This is a genomic window from Sorangium sp. So ce363 (assembly GCF_051520435.1).
In the GTDB taxonomy this organism is placed as follows: Bacteria; Myxococcota_A; Polyangia; order Polyangiales; family Polyangiaceae; genus Sorangium; species Sorangium cellulosum_B.
The window spans coordinates 6,936,572-6,957,194 of the sequence record NZ_CP150333.1 but is presented as its reverse complement, the minus strand read 5'-3'; the positions used below and the strand labels follow the sequence as shown (position 1 = coordinate 6,957,194).

General features: G+C 72.1%; 11 protein-coding genes. 5 read left to right on the top strand and 6 right to left on the bottom strand.

The genetic code is table 11. The annotated features are described in order from the left end of the window. Positions 1-162 precede the first annotated feature (162 nt). On the top strand, positions 163-1,029 hold the full coding sequence (locus tag WMF12_RS26110; RefSeq protein ID WP_437849943.1) for a HEAT repeat domain-containing protein: 867 nt from the start codon (positions 163-165) through the stop codon (positions 1,027-1,029). Here WMF12_RS26110 and WMF12_RS26105 read toward each other — a convergent pair. The 4 genes from WMF12_RS26105 to WMF12_RS26090 form a co-directional block, all read right to left on the bottom strand. Continuing rightward, the gene (locus WMF12_RS26105; protein ID WP_437849941.1) at positions 1,026-1,859 is read right to left on the bottom strand and encodes a slipin family protein; all 834 of its coding nucleotides are present in this window, start codon (positions 1,857-1,859) and stop codon (positions 1,026-1,028) included. The two genes, WMF12_RS26110 and WMF12_RS26105, sit on opposite strands and share 4 nt — an antisense overlap. Before the next feature lie 272 nt (positions 1,860-2,131). Continuing rightward, the gene (locus tag WMF12_RS26100) at positions 2,132-2,899 is read right to left on the bottom strand and encodes a phosphotransferase (RefSeq protein ID WP_437849939.1); all 768 of its coding nucleotides are present in this window, start codon (positions 2,897-2,899) and stop codon (positions 2,132-2,134) included. A 90-nt stretch (positions 2,900-2,989) separates the two neighbouring features. Next, the gene (locus tag WMF12_RS26095) at positions 2,990-4,999 is read right to left on the bottom strand and encodes a PAS domain-containing hybrid sensor histidine kinase/response regulator (RefSeq protein WP_437849937.1); all 2,010 of its coding nucleotides are present in this window, start codon (positions 4,997-4,999) and stop codon (positions 2,990-2,992) included. Continuing rightward, complete coding sequence (locus WMF12_RS26090; protein ID WP_437849935.1) at positions 4,989-6,119, bottom strand: hybrid sensor histidine kinase/response regulator; 1,131 nt, start codon at positions 6,117-6,119, stop codon at positions 4,989-4,991. Before WMF12_RS26090 ends, WMF12_RS26095 begins: the two co-directional genes overlap by 11 nt. 381 nt (positions 6,120-6,500) lie before the next feature. On the opposite strand from WMF12_RS26090, the gene WMF12_RS26085 reads away from it, so the two are divergent. After that, a complete protein-coding gene (locus tag WMF12_RS26085; RefSeq protein WP_437849933.1) occupies positions 6,501-7,016 on the top strand; it encodes an Hsp20/alpha crystallin family protein in 516 nt (171 codons plus the stop codon). 25 nt (positions 7,017-7,041) lie between these two features. Here WMF12_RS26085 and WMF12_RS26080 read toward each other — a convergent pair whose 3' ends face one another. After that, on the bottom strand, positions 7,042-7,896 hold the full coding sequence (locus WMF12_RS26080) for a hypothetical protein (protein WP_437849931.1): 855 nt from the start codon (positions 7,894-7,896) through the stop codon (positions 7,042-7,044). A 285-nt stretch (positions 7,897-8,181) separates the two neighbouring features. Here WMF12_RS26080 and WMF12_RS26075 point away from each other — a divergent pair, with 285 nt between their 5' ends. Genes WMF12_RS26075 through WMF12_RS26065 form a run of 3 tightly spaced genes read left to right on the top strand, consistent with a single transcriptional unit; the run spans position 8,182 to position 13,936 of the window. Beyond that, positions 8,182-9,903, top strand: coding sequence for a serine/threonine-protein kinase (locus WMF12_RS26075; protein WP_437849929.1), 1,722 nt, complete (start codon positions 8,182-8,184; stop codon positions 9,901-9,903). Beyond that, complete coding sequence (locus WMF12_RS26070) at positions 9,900-12,689, top strand: FG-GAP repeat domain-containing protein (RefSeq protein ID WP_437849927.1); 2,790 nt, start codon at positions 9,900-9,902, stop codon at positions 12,687-12,689. Before WMF12_RS26075 ends, WMF12_RS26070 begins: the two co-directional genes overlap by 4 nt. Continuing rightward, positions 12,686-13,936 carry a PEGA domain-containing protein gene (locus tag WMF12_RS26065; RefSeq protein ID WP_437849925.1) on the top strand — a complete coding sequence of 417 codons (1,251 nt, stop codon included), beginning with the start codon at positions 12,686-12,688 and terminating at the stop codon, positions 13,934-13,936. Before WMF12_RS26070 ends, WMF12_RS26065 begins: the two co-directional genes overlap by 4 nt. 162 nt (positions 13,937-14,098) lie before the next feature. Here the strand turns inward: WMF12_RS26065 and WMF12_RS26060 are convergent, their stop codons facing one another. Beyond that, positions 14,099-20,437 (bottom strand): DUF4215 domain-containing protein, encoded by a 6,339-nt coding sequence (locus WMF12_RS26060; RefSeq protein WP_437873895.1) that lies wholly within the window; start codon positions 20,435-20,437, stop codon positions 14,099-14,101. Positions 20,438-20,623: the final 186 nt, after the last annotated feature.

Below are 20,623 nucleotides of genomic sequence, written 5' to 3'. Positions count from 1 at the left end.
GGAAGGTGCGATATGCGCTCGCCTCTCGACCGCCCTGAACGTGACCTTCACCGCGTGTGTTAAGATACCGTCCCTGTCGGCCGGCCTCGTGTTTCGAGGGGCCGGTCCGGGCGAGGGGCTTCGCAGGATGGGATTCGAGCAGGCGCTGCGCGAGGTCAGGAGATGAGCACGGCCGATCGCCGGCGACCGGCGGATGTCCTCGAGGCGCTCCTCCGGGAGCCGCAGCGTCGCGCGCTCTGGCAGGCGTCGGCCAGAGCGCTCATGCCGCTCCGCCGCGGTCCGGTGCCCGCCGAGCTCTCGGCCGATCTTCTGGTGCGGGTTCTCGCCCTGCGACGTCCTGCCGAGGGGTACGACGAGAAGCTCTATGCACGTCTGGACGTCGCGCATCTGCGCGGACACGTGGCGGGCACGCTCGGCAGGATGGGCCGCCGCGCCGCCGCCGCGGTGCCGGTGCTCGTCGAGACGCTGCGTGAGCCGCTCGGGGAGCGGTGCTCGCCCATGTGCTGCTCGGCCTCGTCCGTGCGGCACGAGCAGATCCTCGCCAGGGTCAGCGTGCTCGATGCGCTGCGCCGGCTGGGCCCGCAGGCGGGGAGGAGCGTGCCGGCCGACGTCGTGGCGGCGCTCTTCGCGCCGGCGTCCCGCAGGATCGCCCTGAGCGCGGCGGAGCTCCTCGCGCGACATCCGGAGAGCGCGATTCACCACCGCGCGGCGCTGCTCGAGGCGCTCGAGCATCCGTATGCGCCCGTGGTCGAGGCGGCCGCGCGCGGGCTCTCGCGGGCGGCCTCGAGCGCCGCGCGCGAGGCCGTGCGTCCCCTGACCAAGCTGCTCCGACACGAGCAGGGCGGCGTGCGGCGCGCCGCGATCCGGGCGCTCGTCGCGATGCGCCCGGGCGCGAGGGGAAGCGAGATGGCGCGGGCGGAGGAGCGCTTCGTGTGGCTCGCCGAGCGCGATCCAGACGCCGCCGTGCGGGCGGTGGCCCGCCGCGCTCTCGGGTCGCTCGATGGCCCGTCGGGGGTCGACGGTGGCTAGGACTTCCGCTCGCCGCCGTCGCCGAGCATCCCCTCGGGCTTGAGCCCGACCACGAACTTCCCTCCGGCCTTCGCCATCTCCCCGAGCGCCTCGAGCTCCCGCAGCTTGAGCAGCGCGGGGTTGTCGGCGACCGCCCGCGCCTCCTCGATCTGAGCGGTCAGCTTGAGCTGTAGCCGCTCCTTCTCCGCCTCGGCCATGAGGCGCGTCTGCTGCGTCGTCGCCTCGATCTTCTGGCGCGCGCGCTCGTTCTCCGCCTCGGCCTGGATATGGAGCGCCTCGGCGTCCTTGCGCGCCTGGATCACCTTGGCCTCGGCGCGCCGCTCGGTCTCGAGCACCTGATTCATGATCTCGCGGAGGTTGCCGGGGAAGACGAGGTCCTTCACGTCGGCGCGGACGATCTCCACGCCGTAGCGGGCGGCGGTGCCCTTCACGTCGTCGCGCACGGCGTCCGAGATCTCGTTCCGGTCGCTGAGGATCGCCTCCAGGCTCCGGCTCGCGAGGAAGCGCCGCGCGGCGAGCTGCACGTCCTCGTAGATGCGCTCCTCGTAGGAGGCGACGTTGTGGACCGCCGCGGGGGCGTCGGTGATCTTGAAGTACACGAGGAGGCTCACCCGGATCGCGACCTTGTCGGCGGTGAGGATCTCCTGCCCCTTGATGGTCAACGAGCGCTCGCGCATGTCGACGAGCGTCACCGTGCGGACGACGTCGTCGAACCACCCGCGCTTGAGCTGCGCCTTGCCGGGGGGCAGCACGGCCTTGAAGGCGCCGTCCTCGTAGAGGAGGCCGACGAACGACTGCTGGATGATGACCTCTGTCTTCGTCTTGCTCATGGCCGGTGGCAGGGGAGGGGACGAGAGGATGGGATCTCGACGGGGACGCGGGCGCGGAGAGAGCGCCGGCGCCTACACGCTGGCGATATGCAGTACGGGCCTGGGAGGACGACGGCTTCTGATCTCTTGGAAGGAGACCGATCGCCCCAGCCCGCCACGGCCAGGTGGGCGCCGACGGCGGCAGCATACGCTGCCCGTGAAGCAGCGCAATGGCCTGGCCTTCGCGCCCGGCTCCCTCGGGTCCCTCGAAGGCCGGCGGGTGCGTCGGCCCCTCACGGGGTGAACGCCCGCAGCAGCCGATCACGCTGCGCCCGCAGGTTGCGGATGTCGTCTTCGTACAGCGCAGGGTGCCCGGCCGCGATGTGCGCCTGGGATGCGACGTCGCCGGCCGCAGCCCGCGCGCGCATGGACGCGAGCAGCGCCGCGAGCCGGTCGGCCACGGTGTCGAGCAACAGGGGCCCTGGCGCGAGGCCATAGGCGCGGCAGAACTGCGCTGCGTGCCGCGCCTGGTCCTCGGGGCTGCCGGCGCTGTCCGGGTTGCTCGGCGCGTGTAGCGGCGCGAAACGGTAGACCGCGTACGCCACGTCCCAGAGGCGCGGGCCCGGATGAGCGGTATCGAAATCGATGAAGCCGACGACCCGGCGGCCGCGGACGACACAGTTGTAGGGCGCGAGGTCGCCGTGACAGATCACCTCGGTCGGCGAGCGGGGCGGGAGCTGCCACCGATCGTCCGGCCCCGGGACGAACGTCGCGCTCGCGTCGTGGAAGCGTCGCAGCAGGGTAGCGGCGGACGTCAGGAGCTCGGGAGTGCGCAGCTCGGCCGGGAGCGGGTTGTGCACGTCGCCATCGAGGTACGACAGCACCTCGTTCCCCTCGTCGTCGTATCCGAGCGGCTCCGGCGCCGCGTTGAAGCCCGCCGCCCGGAGGTGCCGCAGCAACCGGTGGATGGCAGGCGCCGCCGACGTCGCGGGCCGGTGCACCCTGTCGCCGCGCCGGCGCACGGTGTTCACGCCGCCCTTGAATACCGTGTCGTCGATCATGTGGAGCCCTCTTCGCTGCGGATCCTGCCTACCGCGCATTCGTCGCAGAGCGGCGCGTCCGGGCGCATGGCGTGAGCGCGCCTCGGCGCGCTACGGTCGGACGAGGAGCTCCTCGAGGACGGTGGTCAGCTCGTCGACCCTCACCGGCTTGGTCAGGTACCGATAGAACCCGGCCTGCTCGGCGCGGCGGGTATCCCGGGCCATCGCCGCCGCGCTGAGCGCGATCACGGGGATGTCGCGCGTCTCCGGCCACTCCTCGAGCTTGCGCATGGCCTCGTAGCCGCTCATCCCGGGGAGGTTGATATCCATGATGACGACCTCGGGCTGCCGCGAGCGCGCGAGCTCGATGCCGATCTCGGCGTTCGGCGCGGTGATCAGGTGGACGCGCTCGAACTCGGAGATGAGCTCCTCCATGAACGCGATGTTCGACGGGTTGTCTTCGACGTACAGGACCGAATGGCGGACGCCGCCGGGCGCGGCGAGCGGCGACGCCTCCAGGCGCGCATCCGCCTGCGCCGGGGCGGCGACCGCCGGCGGCTCCTGGTGCGCCGGGAGCTCGATCCAGAACTCGGACCCTTCGCCCGGTATGCTGGCGAAGCCGACGCCGCCGCCCATGAGCTCCGCGAGCCGCTTCGTGATGGCGAGGCCGATCCCGGTCCCCTCGATCGGCCCCGTCTCCTGGCCGGCGCGCTGGAAGGGCTGGAAGATCTTCGCGTGCTGCTCCTGGGGGATGCCGATGCCGTTGTCGATCACGCAGATCTTCACGACCCCGTCCTCGGGCATCGACACCGCGATCGTGGCGCGGCCCCCCCTGCGGCCGTACTTGATCGCGTTCGAGCCGTAGTTCATGAGGATCTGCGCGAAGCGCGTGCGATCCGCCGTGATCTTCGGGAGCTCCGCGGGGAGGGGCGCGAGCGCGATCTCGATCCCGGCGCGCTGGGCCATCGGGTCGAGCGTCGTCTTCACCTCGGCCAGCACCTCGGGGACGTTCACCGGCTCGATCGACACCGTGACGCGGCCCGCCTCGATGCGCGAGAGATCCAGGATGTCGTCGATGAGCTTGAGCAGGTGCTCGCCGCCCTTGAGGACGTGCTCTATCCGCTCCTTCTGGCGATCGGTGAGCGGCGTCTTCCTGTCGCGGTGCAAGAGCTGCGCGAAGCCGAGGATCGCGTTGAGCGGCGTGCGGAGCTCGTGGCTCATCGAGGCGAGGAACTCGCTCTTCGCGGAGCTCGCGGCCTCGGCGATGCCCCGCGCCTTGCGCAGCTCCTCCTCGCGATGCACGTCGCCGGTCATGTCCCAGAGGGTGCATACCGTCCCGCCCTCGGCCGTGCGGCGCTCGGTCGCGCGCAGGCTGCGCCCGTCGCTCGTGCAGAGATCCAGCGTGCCATTCGGCTCCGCGTGGTAGGCGAGCATCCTTTCGCGGAACGCGGCCGCAGGCTCGCCGCCGAGGGCGAACAGCCCCGCGGCGAGGCTCTCGCCGAGGATCTCGTCATAGCTCCGCCCGACCATGGGGCCGTTCACCCGCGCGCCGAGCCAGTGCCGGTACACGCTGTTGCAGAGCGCGAGCCGATCCTGCGCGTCGAACACGGCGAACGCGCCCTGGATGCTCTCCACCGCGCTCCGCAGGAGGTCGCTCGTGCGTTGCGCCACGGCCTCCAGGCGCTTGCGGTCGCTGATGTCGCGGATGGCGCTCGAGAAGAGCGTGCCCCCCTCGGTCTCCAGCGGGCTGAGGCTGATCTCGACCGGGAACTCGCTGCCGTCCCTCCGGCGGCCGAACAGCTCCAGCCCCGACCCCATGGGGCGCGCCCTGGGCGCGGCGATGAACGCCGAGCGGTTCGCGACATGAGACCGCTGGAATCGCTCCGGGAGCAGGATCTCGATCGCCTGCCCGATGAGCCCGCCGCGTGTGTAACCGAACATCCGCTCGGTCTGGAGGTTGACGAACACGATACGTCCGTGCTCGTCGACGACCACCATGGCGTCGGGCGCCGCGTCGATGAGCATGCGGAACGTGCTGTCGTCGAGCTGGCGAGCGCCAGGCCCATGGGGCGCCTGCTCGGGTGCTGACAGGCGTTCGACGGAGGAGATCTCATGTGTCATCGGGGAGCCTCACACAGAACACGGCGCCAGGGGCGTTGTCCTCGATCCGGATGTCGCCGCCGTGCGCCTCGACGGCCATCTTGCAGAACGCGAGCCCCAGGCCGCGGCCGGCCCGGTGGAGGGCCGGAGCGTCGCCTCCGAGCTGGACGAAGCGATCGAACACCTGCGCGCGCATCTCGGCGGGGATGCCCGGCCCCGCGTCCGCCACCCGGATCTCCACGTCAGCGCCGCGCTTCACGGCGCTCACGGTCACCGCCGTCCTGGCCGGGGCGTGGACGATCGCGTTCTCGAGGAGGTTCTCGAGCGTGCGGCGGAGCAGGTCCGGATCGGCCTGGACGCTGGGCACCTCGACGGCCTCGCGCAGCGAGAGCGACCGGGAGCTCGCGCGCAGGTCGAGCGCGGCGAACGTCTCGAGGACGAGCGCGCGGAGATCGACGCTCGCTCGCTCGGGGGTGAGCATCCCTTCCTCGCTCTTGCTGATGTCGAGCAGGTTGTAGATGAGCCGCAGCAGGGCGCGCGCCTGGTCGCGGATGTGTCGCGCCGAGTCGCGCGCCTGCTCCGGGAGCGCGCGATCCCGGAGCAGGAACTGGGCGTGCAGGTCCATGCTGCTCACCGGGTTCTTCAGATCGTGCACGACGAACGCCGTGAGCCGCTCCTTCTGGAGCTGGAGGCGCATCAGCGCGTCCCGCTGCTGACGGACGAGCTCGACGTGGTCGCGCAGCTCCGCGCCGAGCCGGCGCAGCCGCAGGGCGGTCTGCACGCGCACGAGCAGCTCCGACGGGCGGACCGGCTTCGTCAGGAAGTCGTCGCCGCCGGCGCGCAGCGCGCTGTCGAACGTGTCGACGTCGCGGAGCGCCGTCAAGAAAACGATCGGCGTGCTCGCGCCCTCGGGCAGGCTGCGGATCCGTGCGCACACGGCGAACCCGTCCATCCCCGGCATCCGCACGTCGAGCAGCACGCAATCGGGCTTGTGGCGCTGGAATTGCTCGATTCCCTCCTCGCCCGTGACGGCGAGCACGACCTCGTAGCCATCGTCCTCGAGCGTGGCCTGGGCCAGAGCGCGGTTCTGCTCGTTGTCATCGACGACCAGCACCCTGGATTTGGGCTCGTGCTGTTCCATGCGGCCTCGGCTCCGGGCGCGAGATTACATGAGAGGCAATGACTCTACAACTGCCGTCAGGCCATGCTCGTCCGCTGGACGGCGCCTCGATTCCCGATACCGCCGTGACATTATAGGGCGCCGATCACGTTGGAGTCCCGAGGAAATCAACAGAAGGCAAGAGAAACCGCAAGGGGCGCAAGGGGAAGGCAAGAAAATATCTCGTCTCTGGTCCCTTGCGCCCCTTGCGGTTTGTCGCTCTCCCGTATTCCTGGCCCTTGGAGCTTGCTTCCCGGCAGATCGGTCGGGCCTCGCAACCCATTGAATTTAGGCACCTCTCAACCCGTTTGTCGCGCTAGAGGGCGAGGCGAGTGCAGCGTGGTGCACCGGAAGGAGGCTGTCATGAACATCATTCGTCGCCAGGAGAACAAGCCGGCTCCGACGGGAGCCACGTCGGACGCGCACCCCTGGAGCCTCATGCGGGCCATGCTGGAGTGGGATCCTTTCCGCGAGATGGTGCCGATGTTCTCGCGATCGGCGCGCGAGGTCCTGTACGCTCCCGACTTCGATGTGAAGGAGAGCGGGAACGCCTACGTCTTCAAGGCGGACCTGCCGGGCATGCAGGAGAAGGACGTCGACGTGTCGTTCACCGGCAACCGCCTCACCGTGAGCGGGAAGCGCGAGGAGGAGAGACGCGAGGAGAAGGAGACGTATTTCTCGTGCGAGCGCTCCTATGGCAGCTTCAGCCGGAGCTTCACCTTGCCTGCGGGCGTCGACGCCGAGAGGGCGACGGCTGCTCTGAAGGACGGGGTCCTGACCGTCACCGTGCCCAAGACGCCGGAGACGCAGCCGAGGCGGATCCCGGTGCAGGCCCCTGCGCCGACTGCTGGAAGAGAGCAGGGGACGAAGGCGTCCTGAGCGGACCACGAGACAAGGCCGCTGCTCAAGAACGTCGTGTCGGCCATAACCATGCTGAGGCCGTCCTCCGCCGTTCCTGGCGCGTCGGGGGGCAATCGCGCGTAGGCCTGGGGGACGCATTCGCCCTGCGCAGCGCCAGCGCCGCGAGCAGCGCGCACAGCCACGCGAGGACATAGGCGGCCGCCGGGGACAACCACGCGAGCCCCACGTAGAGCGCCGCGAAGAACGAGGCGAAGCCGAGCAGGCCGCGCACGAAGCCCGCGAGAAGGGCCACCGTGGCGACCGCGCCGTGCCGGGGCAGGGTGAAGCACGGCAGGACGTTGCCGGTGATCGGGATCGCGAGCAGCAGGCCGCTGAAGCCCGCCGGCGCGGCGCCAGCGCTGCGCACGATGCACCAGGCCATGGCCATTGCCGCGACCACCCGGCAGGCGAGCTCTACGCGCGGAATGGTCACCGCCGCGGGCGGCTCGCGCAGGCGCGGCAAGGCGAGCGCGCCCATGGCAGGCGACAAAAGCGCCGCGGCGCACGCCAGCGGCGGGGGCAACCGCAGCGCGAGCAGCGCCGCCCCCACCGACAGGAAGGCCGCGTTGGCCGCGAGCAGCGCCACACCCCAGCGCCGCCCCCACCGCGCACACCAGGCGAAGGTGAGCACATGAACGATCGTGGCCGGGAGGCACACCAGCGTCGCGAGCGCGATCGCGCCCGCGTGGGCGGGCGTCTCCTGCAGGAGCACGAAGCCCATGATCGGTCCCACGATCATCGGCAGCCCGGCGAGCGTGCCGCCCACCGCGTGGCCGAAGCGGCGCGCCGCCAGCGAGGAGAGCAGCACCGACGCGCCCACCAGCGCGAGCTTCAGCAGCACGAGGGCCCGTGCCTCCATCGATCGCGCCGCACGGCATGCATGGCTCGCGGGGCCCTGTAGGGCAACACCCCATGTGAGACAATGCCAGAGGCTCTCCTGCTCGGCGCAGCGAGGTGGTCAAACCTCCGGCGCGCGCCTCGCGCCGCGCGGGGCGGCGAGGACGGGCCTCGACGCGGCGCCGAAGGGACGCTTCACGCTGCGCCCGCCCGCCGGAGGCCGGAGCACAGAGCGCTCGCCGGTTTGCGACGCTCGGGGGCTCTGGGCTGCGCCAGGCTCCCCGTGTACGCTCTCCGTGGTTTCCTCATGTCGACATGCCCTACGTGCCGAACCGAGCATGCGGACGGCGTTGCTGCCTGCGCGACGAACGCCGAGACGCTCGCGGCGGAGCCCGCGCCGCCCGGCGCCGATCCGGAGCTCGCGCCGGGAACGCCGGTCGGCGAGTACCGCGTCGAGGCCAAGATCGGGGCAGGGGGCTTCGGCACGGTCTACCGCGCGATCCACCCCGTCATCGGCAAGGCGGCGGCCATCAAGGTCCTGAGCCGCCAGTGCTCCGCGAACCCGCAGCTCGTCTCCCGCTTCGTCGCGGAGGCGCGGGCCGTGAACCAGATCAGGCACCGCAACATCATCGACATCTTCTCGTTCGGCGCCCTCGAGGACGGCCGGCACTACTACGTGATGGAGCTGCTCGAGGGGATGACCCTCGACGCCTACCGCCGCAAGCGCGGGCGCCTCCCGCCCGCCGAGGCGCTGCCCATCCTCGTCAAGATCGCGCGCGCGCTCGACGCAGCGCACGCGGCGGGCATCGCGCACCGTGACCTCAAGCCCGAGAACGTGTTCCTGGTCTTCGACGAGGACGGCGCGATCTTCCCGAAGCTGCTCGACTTCGGCATCGCCAAGCTGCTCGGCGAGTCCTCGAGCGCCGTGCACAAGACGCGGACGGGGCACCTGATCGGGACGCCGCTCTACATGTCCCCCGAGCAGTGCCGCGGCAAGAACGTCGATCACCGGACGGACATCTACTCGTTCGGGATCCTCGCGCACGAGCTGCTCGCCGGCGCGCCGCCGTTCGACGGCGAGAACGCGTTCGACCTCCTGATCAAGCACACGTCGGAGGCGGCGCCCCCTGTGTCGACCGTGGCGACGCACCTCTCGCCGGCGCTCGACGCGCCGCTCCTGCGGATGCTCGAGAAGGAGCCCGCGAGCCGCCCGGCGTCGCTGCTCGAGGCGACCGCGGCGCTCGTGGAGGCCGCGCGCGGCGCGGGGTACGAGCTGCCCGGTGGCCTTCTGCGGGCGAGCGACGCCGCCGTCGGGCGAGGCGCCGGCGAGGCCGCCGCGCGGCGCCGCGCGCGCGGCGCCGCCGTGGAGGCGCTGGACGCTGGGCTCGCGCCGACGCAGCGCGGCCCCGCCGCGGAAGCGAGCTCGGGGCTGCACGGGAACGAGACGTTGCTGCAGGGATCGCTGCCGAGCAACCTGGAGAGCACGCCGGCCACGGCGTCGCGGCGGAGGGCGGCGCTCACGGCGGTCGCCGTCCTCGGCGTCGGCGCGGCCGCGGCGCTCACGCTGCACCTCGGGCACAGCGAGCCGGGGGCCGACGCCCCGAGCGCGCCCGCGTCGGCCGCGGCGATGCCGAGGACGGAGGCCGCGCTGGTCGCGCCGGTCCTGTCGGCTTCCGCCGTCGCCGCTGCCACGCCGGAGTCGGACGCGCCGTCTCCGCCGCTGGAGGCGACCGCCGCAGCCGCGGCGAGCGCCGACGCGGCGCCGCCCGACGTCGAGCTCCGGATCCAGGCGACGCCGAAGGAGCTCGAGGTGTGGAGCGAGGGCAAGCTCGTCGGCAAGGCGCCGGGGCCGCTGCGCCTGCCGCGCGGGCGCGCCGTGACGCTCACCTTCAAGGCGCCCGGGTACCAGGAGCAGGCGCAGGAGGTCCCGGCCGAAGCGGACGGCGCGATCGCCGTGTCGTTGAAGAGGGCGGCGCCGACCGCGAGGGGCGCCGTCAGGAAGGGCGACCTGGAAAACCCGTTCCAGTGAGCATGCGCGCGCGGCCCGGCTTCAGGCGATACGTGCGCGCGATCGGGGGGGCCGCGGCGCTGCTCGTCGCGGCCGCCGGCTCCGCCGGGTGCGTGGAGCTCGGCGAGATCTCCCCGGGCGTGTGCGGCAACGGCGTCATCGAGCCGTCGCGCAACGAGGACTGCGACTGCTTCGAGGCGCGCGAGCCCTGCGAGGTGAAGACGCAGGATGCGCAGGGCGCGACCTCGACGACCTGGTGCAACCCGCGCGGAAGCGAGAACGAGTGCCGCTTCGTGTGCAACGACGTGGACCTCATGTGCCCGAGCGGGTGGGGCTGCGGGGTCGACGGCGTGTGCCGCGTCTCCACGGGCAATTTCAAGCCGCTCGGCGCCGCGCTGCCGCTCGGCGCGCAGCGGCTGATCACGGGTGATCTCGACGGCGACGGCCGCGGCGACCTCGTGGGCGTCGGCTCGACGAGCCTCGAGGCGCTCTATTTCGATGCGAACAGCACGGTGGGGACCCAGGTGTCGATCCCCTCGGCAGGGGACACGCCCGCGCTCGCGCGCCTCACCGACGACGAGACGACGGACATCGCGCTCAGCGTGGGGCCTGGCGTGGCGATCCTGAGCGGCGAGCCGGGCCGCACGTTCGCGCCGGTCCCCGTGCTCGCGTCGGTGTTTCGCCTGGGCTCGCTGCTCGGCGCGGCGTCCGAGACGACGACCCTCCGCGGCGCGCGGCTCTTGCCCGTCGGCAGCACGCGCGAGGACGGACAGACGTGGGTCGCCCTGGTCGTCGGGACCGACACGCGTGGGGCGGCGCCGGAGGATGTCATCGCCGTCGTGCAGGGGGCGGAGAGCGGCCGGCTGTCGTTCATCGATCGGCAGCGCGGGCTGCGCGACGTCGCCGGTCCGCTCGCGAGCGCGGAGCTCGGTGGCGGCCCGCTCCACGAGGTGGTCGTCGCCCTCGCGGACGACTCGGCCGTGCACATCTACTCGCCGGACGACGGCGCGCACACCGCGGTGGAGCTCCCGGCGGGCGCGCGGATCGCGGGCGCGGCGTTCCTCCGGGACGTGAGCGGCGACGGCGTCCTCGATCTGCTCGTGGGCGCCACGTGCGCGCAGCCTGACCCCCGCTTGCCCGCGGACGCGCCTTGCTACGAGCTCGACGTCGCGGAGGGCGCAGGCGGCGGCGCGTTCGGCGGCATGGCGCCGTACGGCGATCTCTCGTACCCGGCGGGCGACATGAGCGCCGGGCGCTTGCCCGGCTTCGGGGCCCCCGTCGCGATCGGCGATCTCAACGGCGACGGGGTGATCGACATCGTGGACCCCGACGCCGTGAGGCTCGGAAACGCCCGGCCGTCTCCTCCCTACCAGGTCGAGTTCGACCGGCTCGCGCCGGCGAACGGCCGGCGCTGGACCAGCGCGGTGATCGCAGACCTGACCGGCAACGGCGCGCCCGACGTCGTCGTCGGCTCCGCCGACGCGACGGATCTGACGTTCTTCAACGGCGTCCCCGGCGCGCAGGCCTCCGATTTCAAGCTCAACGAGCTCAAGATCCCGACGCTGGGCAACGTCTCGAGCTTCGTCGTGGGCGACTTCGACGGCGATCTCCTGCCGGACCTCTCGTTCGCCGAGAGCGCCGGGAGCTCGCTGTCGAGCGCGGAGCACCCGACGCTGGCCGTCTGCTTCGGCCGGTACATGAAGGCGCCGGAGCCGCCGGTGCGGCTCGGCGCCTTCGAGGGGCTCCTCGACATCGCGGCGGTGCGGCTTCCAGAGCCGGACGACGCCGTGGACGACATCAGCGTGCTCTTCTCGCACGGCGGCGACGTCGCGTTCAGCCTCATCGAGGGCAGCAGCTCGCGGTCGCTGCTGCCGCCGTTGCCGCTCGTCGGCTCGGGCGACGTGCGGCAGGCAGGCGAGCTGCGCGCCGTGAGGAGCATCGCCGGCCGTTTCGGGGGCGATCGGGCGGAGGTCGCCTCGCTGACGATCGCTCCTCCGAGCCCTGGCTCCTCCCGGGGCTCGGCCGAGCTCTGGCTCTTGCCGGCGGTCGACTCGGGCGCCATCGCCATGGTCGACAAGGCCAAGCACCGCGTCTCGCTCCCCGCGGAGCTCGTTCCCTCCCGGGAGCCCGCGTGGGCGCTGGATGGGGTCGCCGTCGATCTCGACGGCGATGGAACCGATGAGCTCGTCCTCTCGCTGCCGATCGAGGTCGAGGAGGAAGATGCGGCAGCGGAGCCGGGGACGCCGGCCCTGGCCGGCGCGGTCACCCTCGTGCGCCGTGGCGCGAGCGGCGCCTTCGAGGCGCCGGAGGCGGCCTTCTCGCCCGCGCCTCACACGCTGTACGGGGGGCTCCGCGCCGGCGACATGGACGGCGATGGCCACGCGGACGTCGTGGGCGTCGCGTACGAGCTGGCGCCAGGGACGCGAACGATCACGGCGAGCCGGCTTGCCGTCTTCTGGAACACGGGCGAGGGTGCGCTCGACGCGCCGATCGAGCTCGAGGTACCCGACCCCAGCCTCGAGGACCTGGCGAGCGAGGTCACCAGCGCCGACTTCGCCCGCGTCGACGACGGGATGGGAAGGTCGCTCGTCGTGCTCACGCGCAGCGCGGCCTACGCGCTCGACGTGTGCGGCGACGGCGCGGCGGGCTGCCATGATCTCGGCCAGCACCAGCTCCGCAAGCTGGACGGCATCCCCGGCGGCTCCGCGATCGCGACGTGCGACGTCCTCGGCGATGGGGTCGACGATCTCGCGGTGCTCAGCGACGGCGCGCTCCGCGTCCACGAAGGAGTCCCGAACCGCCGATGAAGACCTCGCTGTGCGTCGTGCTCATGGCCTTCGCGGCGACCGCGCTCGCGCCGAGCGCGGCCTCGGCGGAGGAGGACATCGAGCAGGCGAAGGCGCTCTACAACGCCGGCGCCCAGGCCTACGCCGCGACACGGTACCGCGATGCGGTGCAGTCGTTCGAGGCGGCGTACAGGAAGGCGCCGCGCCCTGCCCTCCTGTTCTCGCTGGCCCAGGCCTACCGGCGCCTGTACGTGGTCGAGCAGAACCCCGAGGCGCTGCGGGCCGCCGTCGCGAACTACCGGCGCTATCTGGAGCAGGTCCCGCAGGGCGGGCGCCGCGCGGACGCGACCGAGGCCCTGAGCGAGCTCGGGGTGATCGCCGCGCGCCTCGAGGCGAGCGCTCCGTCGTCGCCCGCCGCGCCCGAGGCGGCGCCGCCCGACGTCAGGCCGCGGACCCGCATCAACGTCACCTCGCCGACCGCGGGGGCTCGCGTATCCATCGACGGCGGCGCGCTGGCCGACGTGCCGCTGATGGCCGAGGTGCAGCCGGGCAAGCACCGGATCAAGATCACGGCCGACGGCCACATCGACGAGCTGCGCGAGGTGGTCGCGATCGAGGGGGACATCCTCGGGATCGACCGGGAGCTGCGCGAGCGGCCGGCGCTCCTCCAGGTGAAGGCCCCCGTCGGCGCGCAGGTCACTCTGGACGGGCGCTTCGTCGGCACGACGCCGCTGCCGCTCCTCCAGGTCGCCCCGGGCAAGCGGTTCTTCGTCGCCACGAAGAACGGCCACAGGCCGTTCTCTCGCGAGCTGTCGCTTCGCCGCGGCGAGCGCCTCGTCATCGAGGTGGGCCTCACGAGCTCCTTCCAGCGGAAGATGTCCTATGGCCTCGTCGCGGTGGGGATCCTGTCCGCCGGCGCCGGCGTGCTGACGCTGGCCTCGGGCCTCGAGGAAGAGGACCAGGCGCGCGAGATCGCCGAGAAGCGCGCGGAGCAGGGGATCTCGGAAAAGGAGCTGGGCGACTACCGGGATCACCTCGACACGCGCGACGAGCTCGCGAACGCGACCGTCGGCCTGTTCGGCACGGCCGCGGCGTTCGCCCTCGGCGGCTTCGTGTTCTACGCGTTCGACACGCCGAACCCGCCGCCGCTGCCCGCGCGCACGGACCCCGCGCCCGCGCGCACGGGCGGCCCGATGCTCGAGCTCTCGGCCGCGCCGATCCTCGGGCCTGGGCTCGGCGGGGCGGGGCTCGTCGGCCGGTTCTGGTGAAGGCACCGCAGAGCCCCGGGCCGCCGAGGGCGGCCATCGCGAGCTAGCGGCGGTATCTGGGAGGAGGTCGACCCGAGCGACGCGCCGTGCGGCGCCGGGGTGGCGGGCCCGCGGGGGAGGCGTCGAACGACGCCTTCGCCCCGCGCGCCCGCCTTCGCTCGATCAGTTGGGGAACCCGTCGAACTGGCAGGTCAGGCTGCAGCCGTCGCCGCCCGTGCGGTTGCCGTCGTCGCACGCCTCGTAGACGCTCTGCACCTTGCCGTCGCCGCAGTACGGGCCGTAGACGCAGCCCGGCGCGCACTTGCCGTAGCCGCCGGTGTTGTTTCCGTCGCCGTCGTCGCACTGCTCCGGGCCGTTGCGGATGCCGTCGCCGCAGCGCGGGCCGAGCTGGCAGCGCGGGCCGCACTGGCCGTAGCCGCCGTCGTTCTTGCCGTCGTCGCACTGCTCGCCGGGCTGGACCACGCCGTCGCCGCACTGCCCGCCGACGCGGCAGTTGTTGCTGCAGCCCGTGGCCTCGTTCGGGGGATCGCACTGCTCGCCCCACTCCTCGTCGACGCGGCGGTCACCGCACTTCGCCGCCGGGCTGCAGTCGGGCATGCAGCTCCCGTAGAAGCCGTCGTTCACGCCGTCGTCGCAGGTCTCGGCGCCGTTGACGCGGCCGTCGCCGCAGTACGGCCCGTACTGGCAGAGGGCATCGCACCCGTTGTATTCGCCGCTGTTCTCGCCCTCGCCGAGATCGCAGTCCTCCTCCGCGGGCTGGACGATGCCGTCACCGCAGCGCGGCCCGAAGATGCACGAGGGCCCGCACTTGCCGTACTCGCCGTCGTTGATCCCGTCGTCGCACTCCTCGCCGAACTGCGGCTGGATCACCCCGTCGCCGCAGTGCGCGCCGAGCCGGCAGCTCACGCAGTTCGGGTCGGTCGCGCTGTCGCACTCCTCGCCCCAGTCCGCGTCGACGCGGTTGTCGCCGCACCTCGGCGCCGGCGTGCAAGCCGGCGCGCAGGTGCCGTAGGTGCCGTCGTTCACGCCGTCGTCGCACGCCTCGGCGCCGTTCCTGATGCCGTCGCCGCAGTACGGCCCGTAGTCGCAGGTCGCGGTGCACCCGCCGTACCCGCCGGTGTTCTGCGCGCTGCCGAGATCGCAGTCCTCCTCGGTGGGCTGGACGATGCCGTCGCCGCAGCGCGGCCCGTAGAGGCACGCGGGGCCGCACTGGCCGTACCCGCCGTCGTTGACGCCGTCGTCGCACTCCTCGCCGAGGGCCGGCTGGGTGATCCCGTTGCCGCACTGCGCGGGGAGCCGGCAGCTCACGCAGTTCGGGTCAGCCGCGTTGTCGCACTCCTCGCCCCACTCGGTGTCGACGCGGTTGTCACCGCACCTCGGCGCCGGCGTGCAGCTCGGGTTGCAGGTGCCGTACGCGCCGTCGTTCACGCCGTCGTCGCACCCCTCGGCGCCGTTCCTGATGCCGTCGCCGCAGTACGGACCGTAGTTGCAGGAGGCGGTGCACCCGCCGTACCCGCCGGTGTTCTGCGCGCTGCCGAGGTCGCAGCGCTCTTCCTCGGGCTGGACGATGCCGTCGCCGCAGCGCGGCCCGTAGAGGCACGCGAGGCCGCACTGGCCGTAGCCGCCGTCGTTGACGCCGTCATCGCACTCCTCGCCGAGGGCCGGCTGCGTGATCCCGTTGCCGCATTGCGGGGGGAGCTGGCAGTTCAGGCAGTTCGGGTCGGCCGCGTTGTCACACTCCTCGCCCCAATCGGCGTCGACGCGGTTGTCGCCGCACCTCGGGGCCGCCGTGCAGTTCGCGTTGCAGGTGCCGTAAGCGCCGTCGTTCACGCCGTCGTCGCACCCCTCGGCGCCGTTCCTGATGCCGTCGCCGCAGTACGGACCGTAGTTGCAGGTCGCGGTGCACCCGCCGTACCCGCCGGTGTTCTGCCCGCTGCCGAGGTCGCAGCGCTCTTCCTCGGGCTGGACGATGCCGTCGCCGCAGCGCGGCCCGTAGAGGCACGAGAGCCCGCACTGGCCGTACCCACCGTCGTTGACGCCGTCGTCGCACTCCTCGCCGAGGTCCCGCTGCGTGGTCCCGTCGCCGCAGTGCTCGCCGCGCTGGCAGCTCACGCAGTTCGCGTCGGTCGTGCTGTCGCACTCCTCGCCCCAGTCGGCGTCGACGCGGTTGTCGCCGCACATCGGCGCCGGCGTGCAGTTCGGGTTGCAGGTGCCGTAGAAGCCGTCGTTGACGCCGTCATCGCACCCCTCGGTGCCGTTCCTCCTGCCGTCGCCGCAGTACGGCCCGATCTGGCACTCGCGCGTGCAGCCGCCGTAGCCGTTCGCCGTGTTGCCGGAGCCGAGATCGCACGCCTCGTACGGCGCGTTGACCGCGCCGTCGCCGCACCGGGGCGGGGCCACGCACCCCGGCGCGCAGGCGTTCGAGGCGTTGGCGTACGTGCTGTTGTTGACCCCGTTGTCGCAGGTCTCCATGCCGTTCCTCTGGCCGTCGCCGCAGTACGGACCGAGCTGGCAGTTGTTGCACTGGCCGTAGCCCGTCCCGTTCTTGCTGCCGTCGTCGCACTCCTCGCCCGGCGTCACGACCGGCGGGTCGACCCCGCACTGCGGCGTGCACACCGACGTGCCGGCGCTGAAGCCCGACAGCGTGAGCTGGTAGTTCGACCCGGTGACGTGGCGCTCGGCCTGGAACACCGCGATCTCGTAGACCTTGCCCGGCTCGAGGTTCAGGTCGACCTCGTACGTGGTGCCGCGGTTCGTGCAGCCGGCAGCGGTGCCGCACGGGGTCACGCGTGCGTCGCCATTATCGAGGATGGTCACGCTCTCCTGGAGCTGCCCGTGGATGCCGCCGATGTCCGCGGTCAGCGTGTTCTTGATGAACACCCAGACGTCGTCGTCACCGAAGAAGGTGAGCACCGGGTCGGCCGCGGCGCCGTTCGGCGTGAACTGGAACCAGTACCGGACCTCGCTCGTGAAGTAGAAGTTGTGCCCGTCGTTCTGCGCCCGCTCCAGCCCGGCGGAGACCAGGTTGTCGAGCACGGGATCGCCGCCCGGCGGGGTGCGGTCCACCGGCCAGAACGGGTTCCGCTGGTACACGTACCTGCCGGCGTTTGGGAGCAGCTCGATGGTGGTGACGAGCGTCCTGTTGTACGTCGGGTTGTCCCGGTACCACCACTGGAAGTTGGATTGCCCCGTGGTCCAGCCGGTGTTCGCGGTCGGCAGGAAGGGGCCGGCGCCGTACGCATTCACGGGCTTGCCTGCGCTGTCGAGCGTCGTCTGGACGGTGTAGTCGGTCTGCCCGTTGCCCGTGATCTCGAAGTCGAAGTGCCCGATGAGGCCGTCCGTCAGGTTGGCGTCGCATTGGGTGTTGTTCGAGCTGCTGGTGTTGCCCTCCGGATACCAGCCGATGAAGTCGCGGATGACCATCGGCAGCCGCATCTCGCTGGGCTGAACGGCGCAGGTGTAGCCCGGCTCGATCGTGCACGTCGCGGAGCATCCGTCGCCGCTCACGGTGTTGCCGTCGTCGCACGCCTCGGTGGCGTCGCCGGGCAGGAGCATGCCGTCGCCGCACTTCGAGATGCACGCGCCGCCGCTGCAGTTCGGCTCGCCCTTGCAGTCCGGCGTGCAGCCGTCGCGCCAGTTGCCGTTGCCGTCGTCGCAGGCCTCGGTGCCCTCGCGGATGGCGTTGCCGCAGACGGAGAAGCCCGTGCAGTCCTGGGGCTCTCCGTTGTCGCAGACGCTTCCCGGCTCGATCCGGCAGGTCTCGTCGCAGCCGTCGTCCGAGAAGGGATTGCCGTCGTCGCACTGCTCGGCGCCGTTCTTGAACCCGTCTCCGCAGACGGTCTTGCAGGGGAACCCGACGCGCGAGCAATCCCACCCGTCCTCGATCGTCTGGCAGTCGGCGCTGCAGCCGTCGCCGCTCGCCGGGGGCTGCTTCCCGTCGTCGCACACCTCGGTGCCGCCGATCTTGCCGTCGCCGCACACGGGCGGCGGCGGCGGGTTGCAGCGCCCGCCCGCCGGCGGGCACGTCCAGCCGACCTCGATCTTGCACTGCGCGGTGCAGCCGTCGCCGCCGACAGGGTTTTCCCCGCCGCCGTCGTCGCACTGCTCGCCGAGCTGCACCGTGCCGTCACCGCAATAGGTCCTCACGGTGCAGGGCTGGCCGGGCTTGCAGATCCAGCCCTCTTCGAGCCGGCAATCCGCCGTGCAGCCGTCGCCCGACGCGGAGTCGCCGTCGTCGCACTCCTCGCCGTTGTTCACCCGCCCATCGCCGCACTGGTAGACGAGGACGCAGGCCCTGCCCGGCTCGGGGCACACGTACGCCGGGTCCACCGTCTTGCAATCGGCGCTGCAGCCGTCGCCGCCCGCGGTGTTGCCGTCGTCGCAGATCTCGCCGGGGTTCACGGCGCCATCGCCGCACCGGAACAGGAGCACGCAGGGCTGGCCCGGGGTCGGGCAGCTGTAGAAGGACTCCTGCCGGCACAGGCTCGAGCAGCCGTCGCCGCCCGCGGTGTTGCCGTCATCGCACTGCTCGCCGGTCTCCTTGAGGCCGTTGCCGCAGGCCGGCAGCCGCGTGCACGGCTGGCCCGGCCGGCTGCACTGATACCCCGGCTCGCGCATGCAGTCCGCGCTGCAGCCGTCGCCGGACGCAGGCGGGGAGTCGCCGTCCTCGCACTGCTCGCCGTCGTTCACGCGGCCGTCGCCGCACCAGTAGTTGATGGTGCAGGGCTGACCCGGCGTGGTGCACGTGTAGATCGGGTCCACCCCGCTGCAGTCGGCGCTGCAGCCGTCGCCACCCACGGCGTTGCCGTCGTCGCAGACCTCGCCCGGGCTGAGCACGCCGTCGCCGCACCGGATCAAGAACTCGCAGGGCTGGCCCGGGGTCGGGCAGCTGTAGAAGGACTCCTGCCGGCACAGGCTCGAGCAGCCGTCGCCGCCCGCGGTGTTGCCGTCATCGCACTGCTCGCCGGTCTCCTTGAGGCCGTTGCCGCAGGCCGGCGGCCGGGTGCACGGCTGGCCGGGGCGGCTGCACTGATACCCCTCCTCGCGCATGCAGCTCGCGCTGCAGCCGTCGCCGCTCCGGGTGTTCCCGTCCTCGCACTGCTCGCCCTCGTTCACGCGGCCGTCACCGCACCAGTAGAGGCGGGTGCAGGGCTGACCCGGCCTGGGGCACGTGTAGATCGGGTCCACCGCGCTGCAGTCGGCGCTGCAGCCGTCGCCGCCCACCGTATTGCCGTCGTCGCAGACCTCGCCCGGGTTGATCGCGCCGTCGCCGCACCAGTAGAGGAGGGTGCAGGGCCGCCCCGGCGTCGGGCAGGTGTAGAAGGACTCCTGCCGGCACAGGCTCGAGCAGCCGTCGCCGCTCGCGGTGTTGCCGTCGTCGCACTGCTCGCCGCTCTCCAGGGCGCCGTTGCCGCAGACCGGCAGGAGCTCGCACGGCTGCCCGGGCCGCGAGCACACGAAGCCGGGCTCGCGCATGCAGGTCGCGCTGCAGCCGTCGCCGGAGGCGGGCGGGTCGTCGCCGTCCTCGCACTGCTCGCCGTTGTTCACGCGCCCGTCGCCGCAGCGATAGAGGAGGATGCAGGGCTTCCCCGGCTCGGAGCACGCGTAAAGCGGGTCCAGCGTCTTGCAGTCGGCGCTGCAGCCGTCGCCGCCCTGGGCGTTGCCGTCGTCGCAGATCTCGCCCGGATCCACCGCGCCGTCGCCGCACCGGATCAGGAGCTCGCAGGGCTGCCCCGGCGTCGTGCAGACGTAGAAGGACTCCTGTCGGCAGAGGCTCGAACAGCCGTCGCCGCTCGCGGCGTTGCCGTCGTCGCAGAGCTCGCCGGCCTCCTTGACCCCGTTGCCGCAGACCGGCAGGCGCTCGCACGGCTGCCCGGGCTTCGGGCACACGAAGCCCGCCTCCCGCTTGCAGTCCGCGGCGCAGCCGTCGCCGGACCTCTCGTTGCGGTCGTCGCACTCCTCGGAGCCGTTCACGCGGCCATCGCCGCAGTCGTAGAGCAGCGTGCACGCCTCGCCCGGCCTCGGACAGACGTACGAGGGATCGACGAAGATGCAGTCTGCGCTGCAGCCGTCGCCGTCTGCGGTGTTGCCGTCGTCGCAGAACTCGCCCGGATCGACCACGCCATCGCCGCAGGCGATGGTCAGCACGCACGGCTCGCCGGGCGTCGGACATGCACAGTAAGGCTCGATCTCGCACAGACCGGAACAGCAATCGCCGGGCAGGCTGTTGCCGTCGTCGCACGCCTCGCTGGCCTGGTTGATCTCGCCGTCGCCGCAGGCGGGCTCCTGGGGCAAGAGGCACTCGGGGGGCGGGTCGTCGACGGCGCAGGGATCGGGCCCGCCGCCGCTTCCGCCGCCGCCGGAGGCGACGCCCGAGCCGAAGTCACTGCCACCGCCGCCGTCGCCGGAGCCGCTGGAGGTCACGCTCCCCGCGCCGCCTACGCCAGGATCGCCCGTGGTGGAGGGCGCGCCCCCTCCACAGGCGGCGACTATGTGCAGCAATCCCACGGCCAAAGCCAGATAAGACGTTCTCAACCTCACGACACACCTCGACGAACACGAGCGGCTGCGCTCGGGCAGGACCAGGACGAACACGAGCGGCTGCGCTCGGGCAGAAAGGCCGACGACCCGTCTCCAGGGTAGCCCGGCCGCCCTTCGCACCCCTAGACGAAAATCACTTCATCCTGC

Coding starts and splice junctions, on each gene's coding strand:
- WMF12_RS26075 (WP_437849929.1), top strand. CDS start 8,182: ATGTCGACATGCCCTACGTGCCGAACCGAGCATGCGGACGGCGTTGCT.
- WMF12_RS26090 (WP_437849935.1), bottom strand. CDS start 6,119: ATGGAACAGCACGAGCCCAAATCCAGGGTGCTGGTCGTCGATGACAAC.
- WMF12_RS26085 (WP_437849933.1), top strand. CDS start 6,501: ATGAACATCATTCGTCGCCAGGAGAACAAGCCGGCTCCGACGGGAGCC.
- WMF12_RS26080 (WP_437849931.1), bottom strand. CDS start 7,896: ATGGAGGCACGGGCCCTCGTGCTGCTGAAGCTCGCGCTGGTGGGCGCG.
- WMF12_RS26105 (WP_437849941.1), bottom strand. CDS start 1,859: ATGAGCAAGACGAAGACAGAGGTCATCATCCAGCAGTCGTTCGTCGGC.
- WMF12_RS26110 (WP_437849943.1), top strand. CDS start 163: ATGAGCACGGCCGATCGCCGGCGACCGGCGGATGTCCTCGAGGCGCTC.
- WMF12_RS26095 (WP_437849937.1), bottom strand. CDS start 4,999: ATGACACATGAGATCTCCTCCGTCGAACGCCTGTCAGCACCCGAGCAG.
- WMF12_RS26100 (WP_437849939.1), bottom strand. CDS start 2,899: ATGATCGACGACACGGTATTCAAGGGCGGCGTGAACACCGTGCGCCGG.
- WMF12_RS26065 (WP_437849925.1), top strand. CDS start 12,686: ATGAAGACCTCGCTGTGCGTCGTGCTCATGGCCTTCGCGGCGACCGCG.